This is a genomic window from Schlegelella aquatica, from assembly GCF_026013905.1.
In the GTDB taxonomy this organism is placed as follows: Bacteria; Pseudomonadota; Gammaproteobacteria; order Burkholderiales; family Burkholderiaceae_C; genus Caldimonas; species Caldimonas aquatica.
The window spans coordinates 760670-776662 of the sequence record NZ_CP110257.1 but is presented as its reverse complement, the minus strand read 5'-3'; the positions used below and the strand labels follow the sequence as shown (position 1 = coordinate 776662).

The 15993-nt window shown below is 67.4% G+C and carries 12 protein-coding genes; 2 read left to right on the top strand and 10 right to left on the bottom strand.

The genetic code is table 11. The features are described from left to right. Positions 1 to 71: 71 nt before the first annotated feature. Genes OMP39_RS03510 through OMP39_RS03495 form a run of 4 tightly spaced genes read right to left on the bottom strand, consistent with a single transcriptional unit; the run spans position 72 to position 4382 of the window. Complete coding sequence (locus OMP39_RS03510) at positions 72 to 833, bottom strand: WecB/TagA/CpsF family glycosyltransferase (protein ID WP_264893422.1); 762 nt, start codon at positions 831 to 833, stop codon at positions 72 to 74. Next, the gene (locus OMP39_RS03505; RefSeq protein WP_264893421.1) at positions 830 to 2035 is read right to left on the bottom strand and encodes a glycosyltransferase; all 1206 of its coding nucleotides are present in this window, start codon (positions 2033 to 2035) and stop codon (positions 830 to 832) included. The genes OMP39_RS03510 and OMP39_RS03505 overlap by 4 nt, the downstream gene beginning before the upstream one ends. Continuing rightward, positions 2032 to 3192, bottom strand: coding sequence for a glycosyltransferase family 4 protein (locus OMP39_RS03500; RefSeq protein ID WP_264893420.1), 1161 nt, complete (start codon positions 3190 to 3192; stop codon positions 2032 to 2034). Before OMP39_RS03500 ends, OMP39_RS03505 begins: the two co-directional genes overlap by 4 nt. After that, positions 3189 to 4382 (bottom strand): glycosyltransferase family 4 protein, encoded by a 1194-nt coding sequence (locus OMP39_RS03495; RefSeq protein WP_264893419.1) that lies wholly within the window; start codon positions 4380 to 4382, stop codon positions 3189 to 3191. Before OMP39_RS03495 ends, OMP39_RS03500 begins: the two co-directional genes overlap by 4 nt. A gap of 632 nt (positions 4383 to 5014) precedes the next feature. Between OMP39_RS03495 and OMP39_RS03490 the strand changes: the two genes are divergently transcribed. Beyond that, complete coding sequence (locus OMP39_RS03490; RefSeq protein ID WP_264893418.1) at positions 5015 to 6529, top strand: glycosyl hydrolase; 1515 nt, start codon at positions 5015 to 5017, stop codon at positions 6527 to 6529. Positions 6530 to 7067: 538 nt separating this feature from the next. Beyond that, on the top strand, positions 7068 to 9290 hold the full coding sequence (locus OMP39_RS03485; RefSeq protein WP_264893417.1) for a carbohydrate binding domain-containing protein: 2223 nt from the start codon (positions 7068 to 7070) through the stop codon (positions 9288 to 9290). Positions 9291 to 9364: 74 nt separating this feature from the next. On the opposite strand, the gene OMP39_RS03480 is transcribed toward OMP39_RS03485, so the two are convergent. From OMP39_RS03480 to OMP39_RS03455, 6 genes are all read right to left on the bottom strand, one after another. Next, complete coding sequence (locus tag OMP39_RS03480; protein WP_264893416.1) at positions 9365 to 10819, bottom strand: oligosaccharide flippase family protein; 1455 nt, start codon at positions 10817 to 10819, stop codon at positions 9365 to 9367. A gap of 106 nt (positions 10820 to 10925) precedes the next feature. Next, a complete protein-coding gene (locus OMP39_RS03475; RefSeq protein ID WP_264893415.1) occupies positions 10926 to 11822 on the bottom strand; it encodes a polysaccharide pyruvyl transferase family protein in 897 nt (298 codons plus the stop codon). Beyond that, entirely contained in the window at positions 11819 to 12745 is a 927-nt protein-coding gene (locus OMP39_RS03470) for a glycosyltransferase family 2 protein (protein ID WP_264893414.1), read from the bottom strand. The genes OMP39_RS03475 and OMP39_RS03470 overlap by 4 nt, the downstream gene beginning before the upstream one ends. Then, positions 12742 to 13926, bottom strand: coding sequence for a glycosyltransferase (locus OMP39_RS03465; RefSeq protein WP_264893413.1), 1185 nt, complete (start codon positions 13924 to 13926; stop codon positions 12742 to 12744). The genes OMP39_RS03470 and OMP39_RS03465 overlap by 4 nt, the downstream gene beginning before the upstream one ends. Positions 13927 to 14030: 104 nt before the next feature. Further along, positions 14031 to 14996, bottom strand: coding sequence for a GDP-L-fucose synthase family protein (locus OMP39_RS03460; RefSeq protein ID WP_264893412.1), 966 nt, complete (start codon positions 14994 to 14996; stop codon positions 14031 to 14033). Positions 14997 to 15030: 34 nt separating this feature from the next. Beyond that, positions 15031 to 15936: a beta-1,6-N-acetylglucosaminyltransferase gene (locus tag OMP39_RS03455; RefSeq protein ID WP_264893411.1), complete on the bottom strand. Its 906-nt coding sequence runs from the start codon at positions 15934 to 15936 to the stop codon at positions 15031 to 15033. Positions 15937 to 15993: the final 57 nt, after the last annotated feature.

Below are 15993 nucleotides of genomic sequence, written 5' to 3'. Positions count from 1 at the left end.
ATCGATGCAAGTACCGGAGCGGCATGCGGATGGCCGTCTCCAGACCGAAGACCAGAACGGTCCGTGGTGAATCAGTGACGCAGCAACTGAGTCGCCGCGCGCAACACGAACACCGTGTTCGTCACAGCATAACGCTTCCACAGGCGCCGCGGCTCGCTGCACAAGCGGTACAGCCACTCCAGGCCCAGGCGTTGGGCCCAGGCCGGCGCCCGGCGGATGACCCCCGCGTGGTAGTCGAAGGCCGCCCCGACGCCGACCATCACCGCGCGTATCCGGCCCCGGTGTCGGGCCATCCATTGCTCCTGCTTGGGGCAGCCCAGGCTGACGAAGACGATGCCCGCACCCGACTCGTTGATGCGGCGCACCACGTCCTCGTCCTCCTCGGGGCTGAGCGGACGGAACGGAGGCGACCAGGCCCCGGCGATCTGCAAGCCCGGATGCGCTTGCCGCAGGCGGGCCTGGAGGAGTTCCAGCGTCCGGTCGGTGGACCCGTAGAGGTAGATGGAGGTGCCTCTTGCGGAAGCCTCGGCACAGTACTTCCACATGAGATCCGGTCCGTTGATCCGCTCCTGGCCCGCGACACCCAGGCGCCGCAGCATCCACGCCACCGGCGCGCCGTCCGGTGTGGCCATGTCGGCCTCCCGCACGACGCGTCCGAAGTCCTCGTCCTGACGCGCCGTCACCACCGAATGGACGTTGCAGATGCACACGTAGCGCGACTCCCGGCCGCGGGCCCAGCGGTGCAGACGGTCCAGGGCCTGCCGCCAGGTCACCGCGTCGATCGGCACGCCGATCACCGGTCGCGTGATCCTCGTCTCGGTCGTCGAACTCATGCCACCTTCCTGTCGGGCAGGCCCACCACCGGCGTCGCGGCCAGCACCTGCGCGTAGATCTCGGTCAATCGGCGGTAGTTCACCTCCGGTGAAAACTCGCGCAGGTAACGCCGCCGCGCCTCTTGGCCCATGCGCATCAGGGCGTCCGGGTGGGCCGCCGCCCACTTCATCTTCGCCGCGAGATCGGCAGCATTGCCGGGCTCGAACAGCAGACCGGTCACCCCATCCTCCACGAGCTCGGCCAGCGCGCCGATCCGGCTCGCGATGACGGGCAACGCGCAGGCAAACGCTTCGACCAAGGTGCGCGGGAAGTTCTCGTACCACAGGCTGGGCATCACCAGCGCCTGCGCCCCGCACATCGCCTCGCGCACCTCGGCCGCAGACAAGGCACCGAGGGACGTCACCGACGGGATCCCTTGCAAGAGCCCGGCCTGCGGCCCGGTGCCCGCCACCCGGACCGCCACGTCGGGCGCCAGGCGCGCGGCCGCGCACAGCGTCGACAGGCCCTTCTCCTCGGCCAGGCGGCCGACGAAGAGCACCCCCTCGCGCGCACCGTCCTCGGGCGCCGGGAAGTCGACGAAGTTCGGTTTGACGACGATGCGCTGCGCGGGCAGTCCGCCCTCGATGAACTTGCGTCGGCAGAACTCGTTCAGCGCGATATAGCGGTCGACCTTGCTGCCCCAGGTGCCCAGCGCGCGGTGCAGTGAGATCATGCCTGCCAACACGCCGCTCTGGGCGGCGGAGCCCCGGTAGCATCGGCGCACCACCCCTCGCCACGGCAGGCGGCCCACGCAGTCCTCGCAGATGCGGCCTTCGCGCAGCAGCATGGCCTGCGGGCACAGCAGCCGGAAGTTGTGCAGCGTCTGCACGACGGGAACACCGGCACGCGCTGCCGCCCAGTAGATCGACGGCGAGATGAGCGGAAAGGTGTTGTGGACGTGCAAGATGTCCGGCCGGAACTCCACCAGCGCCTGGCGGAAGTCGCGCACGGTCTGGCTCGACCACAAAGTTCGGGCCGCGAGCCTGGATCGCGGCATCCCGACGATGGCGTCGTTGTGGGCGACGAGCAGTCGTACCGCATGGCCCCGACTGCGCAGCAGCTCGGCCTCGGCCTCCACCACCGCGTCCTCGCCGCCGCGTTGCTGGTAGCTGTTGTGGGCGATCAGGACGCGCGGGCGCGGGTTCGAGGAGGGCGGGGTCATGTCCTCCATGCCAAGCCCCTCTCGCCCAAGGGAGGCGCTCCGAGACACTGGCCGATCCCGTCGGCAAAACGCCGCGCCATGCCCTCCACGGTGTAGCGCCCGGCGGCGATGGCGCAGCCCGACTGCAGTTGGGCGCGCAGCTCCTGTTGCGTCAGCAGCAGGCACGCGGCCTCCACGAAGGGCATCATGCCGTCCGGCACCATCCACCCGTTGCGGCCGTGCTCCAGGTAGGCGATCTCTGGGCCGTGTTTGCCGCAATCGACCGTCAGCAGCGGCACCCGGCTCACGAAGGCATCGAGAATGCCCAACCCCACCAGGCCGGGGTTCAGCATCACGTGAGCGACCGCGAGCGCCTCGGCCTTCTCGATCCCCTGGCGGTGGCCCAATGAGCGCGCCCAGGGACGGTTCGCGCAGAAGGCGTCCACCCTCCCTTGCAGCGGCCCTGCTCCGACGATGAGCAACTCGAAATCGGGCACGCGGCGCCGGATCTCCTCTGCGGCGTCCAGCAGGAAGTCGACGCGTTTGTCGGCGTACAGAGAGCCGAGGAAGAGGCCCACGTGGCGGCCCCGCAAGCCCCACTTGGCGCACAACTCGGCCTTGCGCTGCTCATCGATGCTTGCACACCAGCCGGCCAGCTGGTTCGTGTCGATGGCGTTGTCGAGGACCGTGATGCGCTCCGGCGGGAAACCCTGCTGCCGCACGAGGCCGGCGCTGAGCTCCGTGTATGCGAACCACCAGTCCACCTTGCACGTCGTCCAACGCTTGACGCGCTCTTTCCAGCTGTCGCGGTTTTCCGCCTGCAGGTTGGCCCCGTGCCCCCAGAAGGCGAGCCGCGGCGGACGCGCCACCGTCATCGCGACGAAGTTGTAGAGGAGCTTGTTCTCCTGCGTCACGACCACCAGGTCGGAGGATCGGGTCTGCGCGCCGAAGCTCTGCCAGCACAAGCGGTCGCCGGCGAGGTAGCGGGTGCGCACGTGCTCGGCCCACGGCAAGTGGCCGCCGTCGCGCTTGGTGGCCTCCAGAGGCGTCGGATCGCCGTGCAGCAGGCGCAACCGCACCCCCTCGGCCGCCAGCAAGGCGCGCAGGCGCTCGAAGAACTGCACCCGGTACCCGGTCAATCGGCGCTGCACGATGGTCACTTCCGGTCCCCGTGTCATGCCGTCCCCCCGATCGGCTTGGTCCGCCGCATCGCAAGCATCCTCCCGTACAGTTCGCGCCACGCTGTCTTGAAGGCCTCGGGATGGCAGCGCTGCACCGCCTTGCGTGCGCGCTCTCCCATGGTCGCCAGTTCCTGCGGCCGCATCCGCAGAACCTCCTGCAAGCCGCGGCACACCGCCTCGGCGCTGCGTTCCACGCCCCACCCTGCCCCACTGTCCTCGATCAGCTCCTCGATCCCGTGCAAGCCTCTCGTCGCCATCACGGGAAGGCCGGCTGCCGCGGCTTGGTGCGCCACCAGCGAGAAGGTTTCGTAAGACGAAGGAAAGACGAACACGTCCGAGGCCCACAGGTAGGGCCGCACATCGTCTTGAAAGCCGACGAAACGCAACAGGCGCTCGACCCCCGCCCTCTTGGCATGTTGGCGGAAAGCCTCGATCTCGCGCTCCTGGCCGCCGACGACGACCAGGTACGTCCTTTCGGCCTCAGGGCGGGGCAGTGCGGCCAGGGCGTCGATCAGGAGACCCAGGCCTTTGCGATGAAAGTCCCCGAGTGCTGCGAACGAGAGAAGAACGGCTTCGCCCGGCACGCCGAGCCCAGACCTCGCACCCTGCCGGTCGAAATCGGGCGGCCGGCGGTAGTGCTCCACGTCCACCGGATTCGCGATGACGCACGTCTTCGCCGCGCAGTGGGGATACTCGGCGCGGATCTCCTGGGCCAGACCGCGTGAGGGCACGACCACGCAGGCCGCCCGGCGCAATGCCCTCGCTTCGCACCACGCATTGAAGCGGTGGTTGAGCCAACGGGCCCAACGCCGCGCTCCGGTCACTCCCGACGCGGCCCATGGCCCCCGCAGGTACGCCCGGTGGCAGAAGTGCGCATAGACGATGTCCGCTCCCACCAGTTGCCCCTGGGTAGCTTGAACCAGGTCTGCGCGACCGTGCGCGAGACGGTGAGCAAGGTAAGCCAGGCGAGCGGTCACCTGGAACGAGACATAGCGCAGCAGCACGGGTCGCGGCACGATCGGCACGGCGCGGCGCTCCAGCGCGGGATGCGGCGGCAGATCGCACGAGGCCGACAACAGGGTGACCCGGTGTTGCTGCAGCAGCCCCTCGACCTGTGCGCGGACACAACTGCCGGCCGGGCTGCGGCGGATCACGGCCTGGTCCACGATCAGCACCCGCGAGTTCATGCCGGCTCCCTGGTCGATTCTTCAAGGGAGGCGCAAGACATCGCGGTGGCGGAGAGTGGCTTCATGGAAGGCGCGGCGTTTCGCAGGGCAGCAATTGAAACATCAACGCTGGCGGGATGGAGGCTTCCCATACACAGCGTTTCACGTCTAACGCCCTCGTCCCCCGCGCATGCGGGGTCGGGTGCTCGGCGACGTTCACCGAGGCGGAGGCCGTCGAGGGCGAGTACAGGCAGTTTCAACTCTCACCGGCACGGGGCTCGACGTGTGGGCTGGGGCCAATAGCATTCGCCCCGGCTTGCACATGATCGGCGACGGCGCGGCCGGGGCGGCATTCCGGGGCGCTGCGATCACCAGGAGGAGCCTCCACGTTGACCCTGTTCTCGTCCTCGTCTCGAACCGGGCCCGCCGGGAGCCTGGCCTCGTCGATCCGCCGCCCGCTGTCGCGCGTCCTGCGCGCCGGCGTCGCGGCGGCGTGGTTCGCAGCCGCCCTTCTGGCCTGGCCGCAAGCCGGAGCGCTCGCGCGTCCAGACCCGGACAAGACCCTCTCTGCGCCGGCCAGGGTGAACGCATGGGGCCGCCCCCCTGCCCGATACGAAATCCAGCAAGAGCATGCGGGCGAGCGCGGCGGCCCTGTGCGCTTTCGACTCGTCGACGAGGGAGGGCGAGGCGGAGCGCATCTCATCTTCCCCGCCAGGTTCCAGCGAGGGGAGCCCTACCGCGCGACCCTGAAGATCCGTGCGCGCGAGCCGATCCTCGTGGATGTGATGCTGCGACGCGACGCCCACCCCTACGACCCCTTCGCCATCAAGACGGTCAGCGCCGGCCGGGACTGGCAGCAAGTGAACGTCGAGGGTCGCGTGCTGGACCCGGCGACATCCTTGCGCATCGCGCCCGCGCGGCCAGGGGTGGATGTGTGGGTCGACGAAGTACGCATCGCCCCGGGCGATGCCGGTGATTTGGCGCCGCGCAACAGCGGTCCCATCCCGAGGACCTTCTTCGGCATGCACCTGATCCGGCTCGGCTCGCATACGCAGTGGCCATCGTTCTCGCCGGGCATTCTGCGTCTTTCGGACACGGGCACCACCTGGAAGGATCTGCAGCCCTCGCCGGGCTGGGACTTCTCCTCCGACGGGTTTCGCCGCCTCGACCTTTACCTCGACTTCGTTCGCAAGCACAGCCGCGACACCGAGCTGCTGTACGTCCTTGGGCAGACGCCCGCATGGGCCTCGTCCGATCCGTCGGCCAAGAGCGCCTACGGGCTCGGGCACAACGCACCGCCACGCGATCTCGACCTCTGGCGCGACTACGTGCGCACCCTCGCGCGGCGCTATGCCGGCCGCATCCGGTACTGGGAGCTGTGGAACGAGCCGGACTACTCCATCTTCTACAGCGGCCCGGTAGAGACGATGGTGGAGATGGCCCGCATCGCACGACAAGAGCTGAAGGCCGCGGACCCGGAGAACCGATTGATTTCCCCGGGACTGACGACCGCTCAGGGGCTGGCTTGGCTCCACCGCTTCCTGAGCGCGGGGGGCGGGCGCTACGTGGACGCGATCGGATTCCACTGGTACTTCGGTGACCGGCCCGAATCGATCGGCGCGTTCATCGACAACGTGCACACGCTGCTGCGCCAACACGGACAGGACGACAAGCCTCTTTGGAACACCGAGGGCGGCCTCAACGTGCCCCGCTCTCCAGGGTCGGGGTCGGCGTCGGGCTCGGCCGCTGCGTCCCTCACGCTCGAACAGCAGCGCGGCCTTGTGCTGAGGGCGATGCTGACCATGTGGTCCCGTGGCGTCGACGCCTTCTGCTACTACTTCTGGGAGGGCAGATTCCCGGGAGAACGGATGGTCACCGCCAACTACCGCACACCGACGCCTGCTGGCCTTGCCTACGCACGCGGTGCGGGTTGGATGCTGGGAGCTCGCATGAAGGCCGCCGAACGCGACGCTTCGGGCAGGCACGTTTTCACGTTCGAGCGGGACGGCCGCACGTTTCGCATCGCCTGGAGCACGGAGGGCCGACCCCCTCTGGACATTCCGGAGGACTGGCGCGCGCGTCGCATCGCACGACTGGATGGAAGCGTCGACGAGCTTGACGAAGCGGCGCGCATCGAACTGTCGGCCGAGCCGGTGCTCATCGAATAGCAGGCGTCCGGGCGGCGTCGGCCGGACATAAGCAGGGCCCCACGTAGGAGAGCGTGGGTTATTTCACAGGTGGTGGGGGAGGCGTTATCAGTTAGTTACTCAGAACGCAGCGCTGTTTCATCTTGAGGGGTCAACCGTGAACGGGCCCTGCCGCTAGAACACGTACGCTCCGGCGGCCCAACGCTCAGACGCCAGTCTGACAACGCCCAGCGGGAAACAGGGCTTCACCACGTTCCACGTCGCGTCGCTCACCGACGCCTGGCCCCAACGCGCCCGCGTTCATTTTTCCTCGTCGCCTTTTCGGCGGAGCACCTGTGTTCCGCGGGGTGGGCGTGCGCACTCAAATTTCGTTGGGACAACAATGAACACATCCACGTATCGTTGGGTAGCTTTACTTGCGGCCGCGAGCTTGGCCGCATGCGGGGGCGGAGGCTCCTCCGAAGACCTGGCGGGGAGCGATTCCTCCCCAGACCACCCCATCGCGGCCTACTACGAAGCAGGCGACGTGCCTGCCGAGGCGTCGGAGCCGACCGGTGAGATGTCCGAAGAGACGGCGCGGGCGATGACCGTGTCTTCGACCACTTCTTCCTTCACGAGCGACTTCGAGGCCCCGTTTGCCGAGCGCGCGCCCGGCTGGCAGGTCAACGCCTGGGGTTCGCCCTGGCCGTACTACAAGACCGCCCGCGAGACCTCGCCGACCAACGTCCACAGCGGCGTGGCTTCGCAGCGATTCACCGTCATCAGCCGTCCGAGCAACGGCGACGCCCATCTCATCCGTCCGTTCGGCTTCATCAACGGCAAGACCTACCGCGCGACGCTGTACCTCAAGGCGAGCGCCACGACCGCGGTGACGGTGCAGATGCGGCGCGACGCCTACCCCTGGGAGACCTTCGCGAGCAAGACCGTCACCGTGGGAACTTCCTGGCAGAAGGTCGAGATCCAGGGCACCTACAAGTGGACCAACGGCGGCTCGCTGCGTCTGGCGGTGAAGGAACTGGGAGTCAACCTCTACGTCGACGACGTGACGGTCGAGGACGTCAGCACGAGCACATCCTCCCCGACGGGCGGCATCACGCTTCCCGCCTCGGGCGGCAGCGCCACGCAAGTCATCCAGGTGGCGTCCTCCGGCCTCGAAGGCACTTACTCCGGCACCGCCCCGGGCTGGCGCGTCAACTACTGGGGCAGCGTGCCTGCACGCTGGTCCGCTGCGCGCGAGACGCGTCCCGAGTACGTCCGGTCGGGCAGCTCGTCGCAGATGTTCTACTTCGTCGATCCAGGTACCGGCGGCGCGCATCTGACCTACCCGTATGCCTTCGCCCGTGGCAAGACCTACCGCGCGACGGTGTACCTTCGCTCGGACAAGACGACCCCGGTGCAGGTCTTCATGCGCCGCGACGCGCACCCCTGGGACCCGTTCGCGTCGAAGACGGTCACAGTGACCACCTCCTGGCAGAAGGTCGAGATCACGGGCACCGCCGTCGCCGACATCGGGGGCACGCTGCGCATCGCGCCGCAGGAGCCTGGTACGCGCGTGTGGGTCGACGACATGACCCTGGCCGAAGTCGAATCGAATCCCCTCGCGCCCTTCTCCACCACGGCCACCGTGCCGGCCCACATGTTCGGTATGCACGTGAACAAGTTCGGCACGCACCAGCGGTGGCCGGGGCTGGGCAACGGCATCTTCCGCCTGTGGAACACCGGGACCTACTGGCGCGACCTCGAGCCCTCGAACGACGCCTGGAACTTCACGAGCGGCGCGGGAAAGCGGCTGGACATGCTGGTCGACTACGTCAAGCGCAACGACCCCTCGGTGGAGATCCTCATGACCTTGGGTCAAACGCCGCAGTGGGCCTCCAAGACGCCGGGCGTGGAGGGCCTAAGCGGCATGGGTGCCAGCGGCGCACCGGCGAACATGGAGTACTGGCGTGATTACGTCCGCACCCTGGCACGTCGCTATGCCGGCCGCATCCGCTACTGGGAACTCTGGAACGAGCCCGACTTCCAGCAGCTGTACAGCGGCAGCATCGCCGACATGGTGGAGATGGCCCGCATCGCCCGAGAGGAGCTGAAGGCCGTCGATCCGAACAACAAGCTGGTCTCGCCGGGTCTGACCGCGAGTCAGGGGATGCCTTGGCTGAACAACTTCCTGGCGGCAGGCGGTGGTCGGTACGTGGACATCATCGGATTCCACTGGTACTTCAACACCTCGCCCGAGCGGCTCGCGCTGGCCGTCTCGAACGTGCGGCAGATGATGGCCAACTACGGCCAGGAAGCCAAGGAGCTGTGGAACACCGAGGGTGCCCCCGGCTGCGACTCGCTGGTCTTCAACTGCTCCACCTACGTGCCCACGGCAGAGGAGATCCGGTCCACCACGGCTCGGGCGATGATGATCATGTGGATCAAGGGCGTGAGCAACTTCAACTACTACTTCTGGGAGCGGACCGAGCCTCTGGCCAAGCTGGTCGAGAGCGACTACACGACGCCGACCCAGGCCGGCCTCGCCTACAAGGAGGTGGCCTCGTGGATGAAGGGCGCCCGCGTGGTGGATTCATATCGCGTCAATGACACGATCTACGTGGTGCGCATGAACCGAGGCACCGAGAACTTCGTGGTTCTGTGGTCCAGCACCGGGAAGACGACCGTCAACCTTGCGAGCACCTGGGTCGTCTCGAAGATCCGCACCCTGCTGGGCAGCGAGAGCATGATCCCGTCCAGCCGTCAGATCACGATCGGCCTGGAGCCCGTGTTGCTCAAGCCGTAACCCCCCGAGCGGTGGGCTGGCCGGATCGGCCCGAAAAGCAGGTGGCACCGCCCGCGGCGGTGCCACCTTCTTCTTTAGTGGTCGGCGCTCACTCCGCGGCGCCATAGAAGCTCTGCGCCCTCTCGCAGGGTGTCGCGCTGGAGACACCAGGACAGCAGAAGATAAGCAAGTCCGATGACCCCGCATCCCAATCCGAGGCGCGCGACCTCTGGCCAGAGTGGAGCCAAGCGCAGAACCCCCACGCCCAGGACCCCCGACCCGACTGAACAGGCGAGCGCGGGTGCAATGCTGCGAAGGTAGGCGCGCTTGCGCAGCCCCACCACCTCGCATGTCATCCGTACGGCATATCCCCACAGCACATAGGTGCGCACCACCACGGCGATCGCGAGGACCTCGATGCCCCAGGGCACAGCAATGAGGCAGACGACGGCATTGGCTGCGCTTTGCAGGACCTGGTAGCGCGACCACAGGGCTGCGTGACCCAGTCCGCGGATGACGGAGGCTTGCAGGATGCCGATGGTCTGGATGAGACCGAGCAGCAGGAAACAGCGGTAGACGAAAACGGCCGGCGCCCACTTGTCTCCGAACACCCACGGCACGAACGTGTCGGCCAGCGCGAAAAGCGCCGCGATGACCGGAAAGACCCCGAAGCTCACGAGCCGCACGGCCTTCAGAAAAGCGGGACGCAGCCGCTGCGGTTCGCGCTGAAGCGACGAGAACACCGGCAGCGCGACGTTGCTCGCAGCACCCACCAGTACGCCGATGACGACCTCGTTGAGGCGCCGCGCGAAGCCGTACAGACCCAGCGCGGCCGGGCTGAGACGCGCGCCCACGAGCACCCGATCGAGCTGGGTGTTGAGCATCTCGACGAACTGCCACATGAGCACATGAGGCGTGTACCTGCGCAGCACCCCGAGGTCCGCCCACGCGAAATGCCGGCGCGGCCTCCAGCCTCGCCGAGGTCCCATGAGGACGAGCAGCGTCACGAGGGGAGCGACGTTCTGCGCGACGGCCATGCCCTCGACACCCAGGCCCTGGAGGATGAGCAGGATCGCGAGCGCCGAGCCGGCCACGGTGCCCGCCGCCCCCTGCACCGCCATCAGACGAAACGACATCGCCCGGTAGGCCAACGCCTGCGGCACCGAGTTGGTGGTTTCGATGAATACACGCGGCAGCATCCACAGCACACAGCGGCCCACGAGTTCATGGCCCAGGTGGATGAGCACGAGCGCGGCTGCGGCCGCCACCGCGGCGAGCACCACCCCGACACCCACCGTGAACCAGAACACCGTGCTGGCGATGCGTTCGTCGATCTCGGGCGCCTGGATCACCGGCTCCCGGTAGGCGCCGTTGGCACACCACTGGATGGCGCTCAACACCACGAGGGCGAGCAGGTACTCACCGAAAGCAGCAACCCCCACCTGCCGGCTCAATACCGTGAACGACGCGAGCGAAACGACGGCGACGCTGGCTTGGGAGCCGAGCGTCCACAGCACCGCAGACGCGGTCTTGCGAGTCAGCCCTGACACGAGAAACGAACAACTGAACCGTGGGCGCGGCGAAGCCGCGAAGGCGCGTCACGCCGGGGCGCAGCCACCGGGATGCGACAAGCGCAACGCACGGACGCAGGACCCTTCACGCCGCGCGTCTCAGCGCCTGGTCCCTGCGCAAGGCATCCAGGTGCTCGAGCATCTTCTGGTGCGCCGAGCAGATGGCCCGCTCGCTGCTCAAGCAGGGCTCGGCGCGGGCCAGCTGCGCCAGCCGCGCGGCCGCGCGTTCGATCATGTACCCAGGGAGCACACGACGCAGCCCTTGCCCGTAGCGGCGGACCCGACGCACTCGGATCGCGTCGCCGCGGGCCGCCGCGAGGGCGGCCTCGAGCAGGTTGGAGGCCGGAAGCAAGTGCGGGCGCAGATCGATCTCCAGCGCAGAAGCCCAGTCGAACCATTTCATCCGGTGGTCGCCCTGCACGGGGCGCGCCGGGACCCACGGCACGCGCAGCGCGTCGGAGACGATGGCACCATGCATCGCCTCCGCGACCACGACCTCGCTCGCGCGGATCTGCTCGAGCACGTCGTCGACCGGTCTCCTCGGATCGATGTAGTGAATGCCCGCCACCTGGCAGACCGCGTCCCATGACCCGTCCCTGGCGCTTTCCCAGTGCGGGATGAATGAGGCCTGGTATCGCTTGTTCGCAGCCGCCGGCCCAAGACAGGATCGCAAGAGGATCGCCGCATCGCCGACTGCCTTGGCTTCGGGCAGTCCCAGCGCGCGGGCCGTATGGTGGCCGCGAACGAAGTAGACCGTCCAGTTGGCATCGAGCTTGGGCGCAGCCGTGTAGCCCCCGTAACCGGCCCCGAAGACGATCTTGCGGGACCGAGCCGGAAAGCTCGGGAACAGAATCGATCCGATCCCGAGGAAGATCTCGTCTTCCCGGTCGTCGAACATGTCCGGCAACAGCCGCGGCCACATCCAGGCGTTCAGCTCGTCGCCGAAGTTGGGCTGGGAGCAACGGTAGTAGTACAGCTTCATCTTGCGGTTTCGGTGCGCTGACAATGGCGAATGCGCAGGAGAACGTACTGCAATGCTCCCCAGGTGACGAGTCGTACACGGTGCATCGATCTTCGTTTGAGCAGATCTCCGCCCAGTCGCTTGAGCCAGTAGCCCAGCATCCTGAGCCTTCTGCGATGGGAGATGACCCCCTTCGCATACACCGCCCCCTCCCCGATGGTGTAGAAGCGATTGAGCTTCCTGGCCTCGGGCTCCTTGCGACCGTGGTGGTGCCACACAGTGGGCCCGGGGAAGTAGCCTCCGTCCCATCCTGCGAAGCTCACGCGCAGCGCCAATTCCCAGTCCTCGCCGGCAAACCGCGCCCCCGCGCCGAAGTCCTCGTCGAACAGGCCCGCCTGCTCGAGCGCCGAGCGTCGAAAGGCCATGTTGGCACCCTGCACCAAGCCGTGCGGCACCACACGGCCGGCGCTGATGCGCCGAGGCTGCGGCGATTCGTTCACCGTGATCCGATAGTCGGTGGGATCGAACAGCATGATGCGTCCGGTCAGGTAGCCCACGCGCGGGTCCGAGAACACCTCCGCGATCTCGACCAGGAAATCCTCCTCGACGTAACAGTCGTCGTCCGTGAACGCCAGGATCTCCCCTCGACTCACCCGGATCGCGGCATTGCGGCCCGCTCCGTTGCCCGGTCGCGATTCATGGAGGTAACGCCCCTCCCCAGGGAACCTCGAAAGAAACTCCCGCATCACCTGCGCCGTGTCGTCCGTCGAGCCGTTGTCGACAAGGATCAGCTCCCACCGGAAAGGCACCTTCAGTCGCGCCACCCTGTCCAGGCAGGCCCTCAACTGCTGGCCCCGATTCTTCGTGCAGATGATCAGCGACACGAGAGGCGGCTCTTCTGCCTCGCGAGCACCGCTGGGCATGGCTTCAGCGTTCACGCTCATTGCGCATCTCCCTGCCATCTCGCGCCCACCTCCGAGGCTTGCTCCGTCTCTTGCGTGGGGTCGCGTCCTCTCAGCCACTCGACGAGGGGCGCCATGGTGTATCGCCAGCGCAAATGCCCGACGGTCGCACGGACCTGAGCAGCCGTCGGCCGGTCCCCACGCTCGAAGTACGCGCAGACGGTGCGCGCGATCCCGGCGGGACTCAGCTCCTCGATGAACACGCCGTTGCCGGGGTCGACCACTTCCAGGAATCCGCCCGTTCGGGTCGCCGCCACGGGCACGCCGAGCGCCAGCGCTTGCATCAGCACCCCGCTTTGGTCGATATGACGGTACGGCAGCACCACCAGCTCGGCGGCCGAGTACACGTCGGCCGTCGTGTCGTCGTCCACGTAGCCGTCGAACCAACGGATGCGGCCTGCGGCCGACAGCTGCGACAGCCGCCGGCGCATCCGCTGCCCGAACTCGTCCGTGTGACACCTGCCGGCCACGATCAACTGCACGTGAGGCATGTGGTCGAGCGCGTCCAACAGCAGGTCGATGCCCTTGAACGGCGACACGTGACCGAAGAACAACGCCGCGGGCCGATCGGCGTCGAGCCCCAACCGCCGCTTTGCGCAGGCGACATCCTCGGTGCGCCGAGCGACCGCCTCGTTCAACCCGTGAGGCACGAGGAGGATCTTGTCCGGACGGATGCCGAACTCCAGCATCAAGCGCTCGCGCGTGACCTGCGTGTGCACCAGCAGCCGGCTCGGGATGCGGTAGATGAGCCGGTAGACCCGCCGCATCTGCGGTGTGTGGCGATCGTGTGGGAGGATGTTGTGGACCACCAGCGCCAGCTTCCGCCCAGTGGCCCTGAACAGCAACCCCTCCACGACGCCCACCAGCCATTCAGGCGACGTCATGCCGATGATCACCATCGGCTGCCGGGGGTGGCGCAGTGCCAGCAGCAACAGGCGCAGGTGATAGCGCAACAGACCCTGCGCCTTCCTCCAGCGGGGGCGCCCCTCGTCCTGCGACCCCCGCAGATTCACGAACGACACGCCCTCGCGGAGCTGACCCACCAGCGTGCGGTCCGAGCCCGGCAGGGTCACGCTCAACCCGTTCTCCGCCAGGCCGTTGGCCACGCACAGCTCGTAGTGGGGCTGAAATCCATGCGAGACCAGGAGCACTTCTCGATTCATCTTTTCAGCTCCCCTGAACCTGCACCGCCGGGCCGCCTGCGACACCGTACAGCGCCTTCGCCTGCCGCAACGGTCACCGAGAACGGCGCCGGACCGTCTCTTTCCTATCGAACCTCGCCTTCGTGGCGCGCGCAGAAGTCCTGCCAACTCAGCCGTATGCCCTCCTCGAGCGGGGTGCGCGCGTGCCAGCCCAACGCGTGCAGACGCGAGACGTCGAGCAGCTTGCGCGGCGTGCCGTCCGGCTTGCTCGCGTCGAACTCGATCACGCCATCGAAGCCCACCACCCTCATCACCGTTTCGGCCAGCTCGCGGATGGTCACGTCCTGCCCCGTGCCCACGTTGACGAGAGGTCCGTCGTAGCCCCGCTCCATCAGGAACACGCACGCGTCGGCGAGGTCGTCCACGTAGAGGAACTCGCGGCGCGGTTGCCCGCTGCCCCAGACCACCAGGCGCCGGTCGCCGCGCTGCTTGGCCTCATGCGACTTGCGGATCAGCGCGGGCAGCACGTGGCTGTGGTTCAGGTCGTAGTTGTCGTTGGGGCCGTAGAGGTTGGTGGGCATCACGCTGACGTACTGGCGCCCGTACTGCAGGTTGTAGCTCTCGCACAGCTTGATGCCCGCAATCTTGGCGATGGCGTAGGGCTCGTTGGTCTGCTCCAGCGGCCCGCTCAGCAGATACTCCTCCTTGATCGGCTGCGGGCAGTCGCGGGGGTAGATGCAGCTCGAGCCGAGGAACATCAGGCGTTGCACACCAGCCAGGTGGGCGCCGTGCACCAGGTTGGCCTCGATCACCAGGTTCTGGTAGATGAAGTCCGCCCGGTAGGTGTTGTTCGCCAGAATGCCACCGACCTTGGCGGCAGCGATGAAGACGTAATCCGGCCGCTCGCGCGCCAGGTAGTCGAACACCGCCCGCTGATCCAGCAGATCGAGCTCGGCGCGGCTCGGGGCGAGGAGCCGGTCGTATCCGGCCGCTTTCAGCCGCCGCACCAGGGCCGAGCCCACCATGCCGCGAGCACCCGCGACGAGGATCTTGCTGGAAGGGCCGAGCACCGGAATGGCCTGAGAAGACATGGAGATCCCTGAGCAGTCTTGAACGTGAAGGTCTTCAGTCGGCGGTGGCGCGCGAACACACCCGCCCCACCCCCAGCACTTCGCGGTCCAGTCGGTCGAGCAGCCCGGCCGACTCCCGGGAAGTCACCTTGCGCACGAAGTACTTCGGCGACGCGACCAGATCGTCGAAATCGCGCTCGGTGTGGATCTTGCGCAGCCCCGGCGCGATCAGGTGCAGGTTGGACAGCAGGTGCACCGAGGGCGCCTGGTACGGCACGAACCCGTCCGAGCGGTGCAGGAATCGCGAGTTCGCCACCACCGTGTGGAAGAACTGCTCGTCGGGCGCGAAAGAGGTGCGCACCCACCGCACCACGTCGGGACGCTCGCGCATGTACTCGAGCACGAACTCGCAGCACTCGCGCGTGAGCGCCCAATAGGCGCTCCCCCATGCAGGAACGATCCCCTCCGGTCTGCGCTTCTTGACCACCTGGCGCAACAGCCGACCGAACCCTCGGCGCAGCTTGGTCTGCACGAGCCCGCTCGGCAGCCAGGAGATCTCCTCCATAAACCAGTAGTGTTCATGGAAGATCCGAAAGTGCGCCGGATGCGAAGCGTCAATGAAGCGGATGTACTCGTGGCGCGGATTGCTGTCGAACAAGGCCCGCAGCGCCGACGTCGGCTTGATCGGGTAGTCCAGGCCGGACAGCATCACGATCCGTGCGTAACGCTGGCGGTCTGCAAGCGCGGTGCGCATCATGCGCAGGGTCGCCTCCACCTGCGAGTACGCCGCCCACGACACCCTCACGCGGTCCTCTATGAACCGGGCGCACGCCGGCAGATTCTGATTCAGGAAGGGGCCGATGTCGCACTTGGCGTCCACGTGCACGAAGACGCCGGCCGCACCGTCGTCCAATGCCCTGCACAGCCGGGCGACCTGCGCCGGGTCCGTGTGTGCCAGCACGAGGTACGCAATCCGGGTGGACCCACCGCCCCGAGATCCGCCATCCAATGCGGCAGG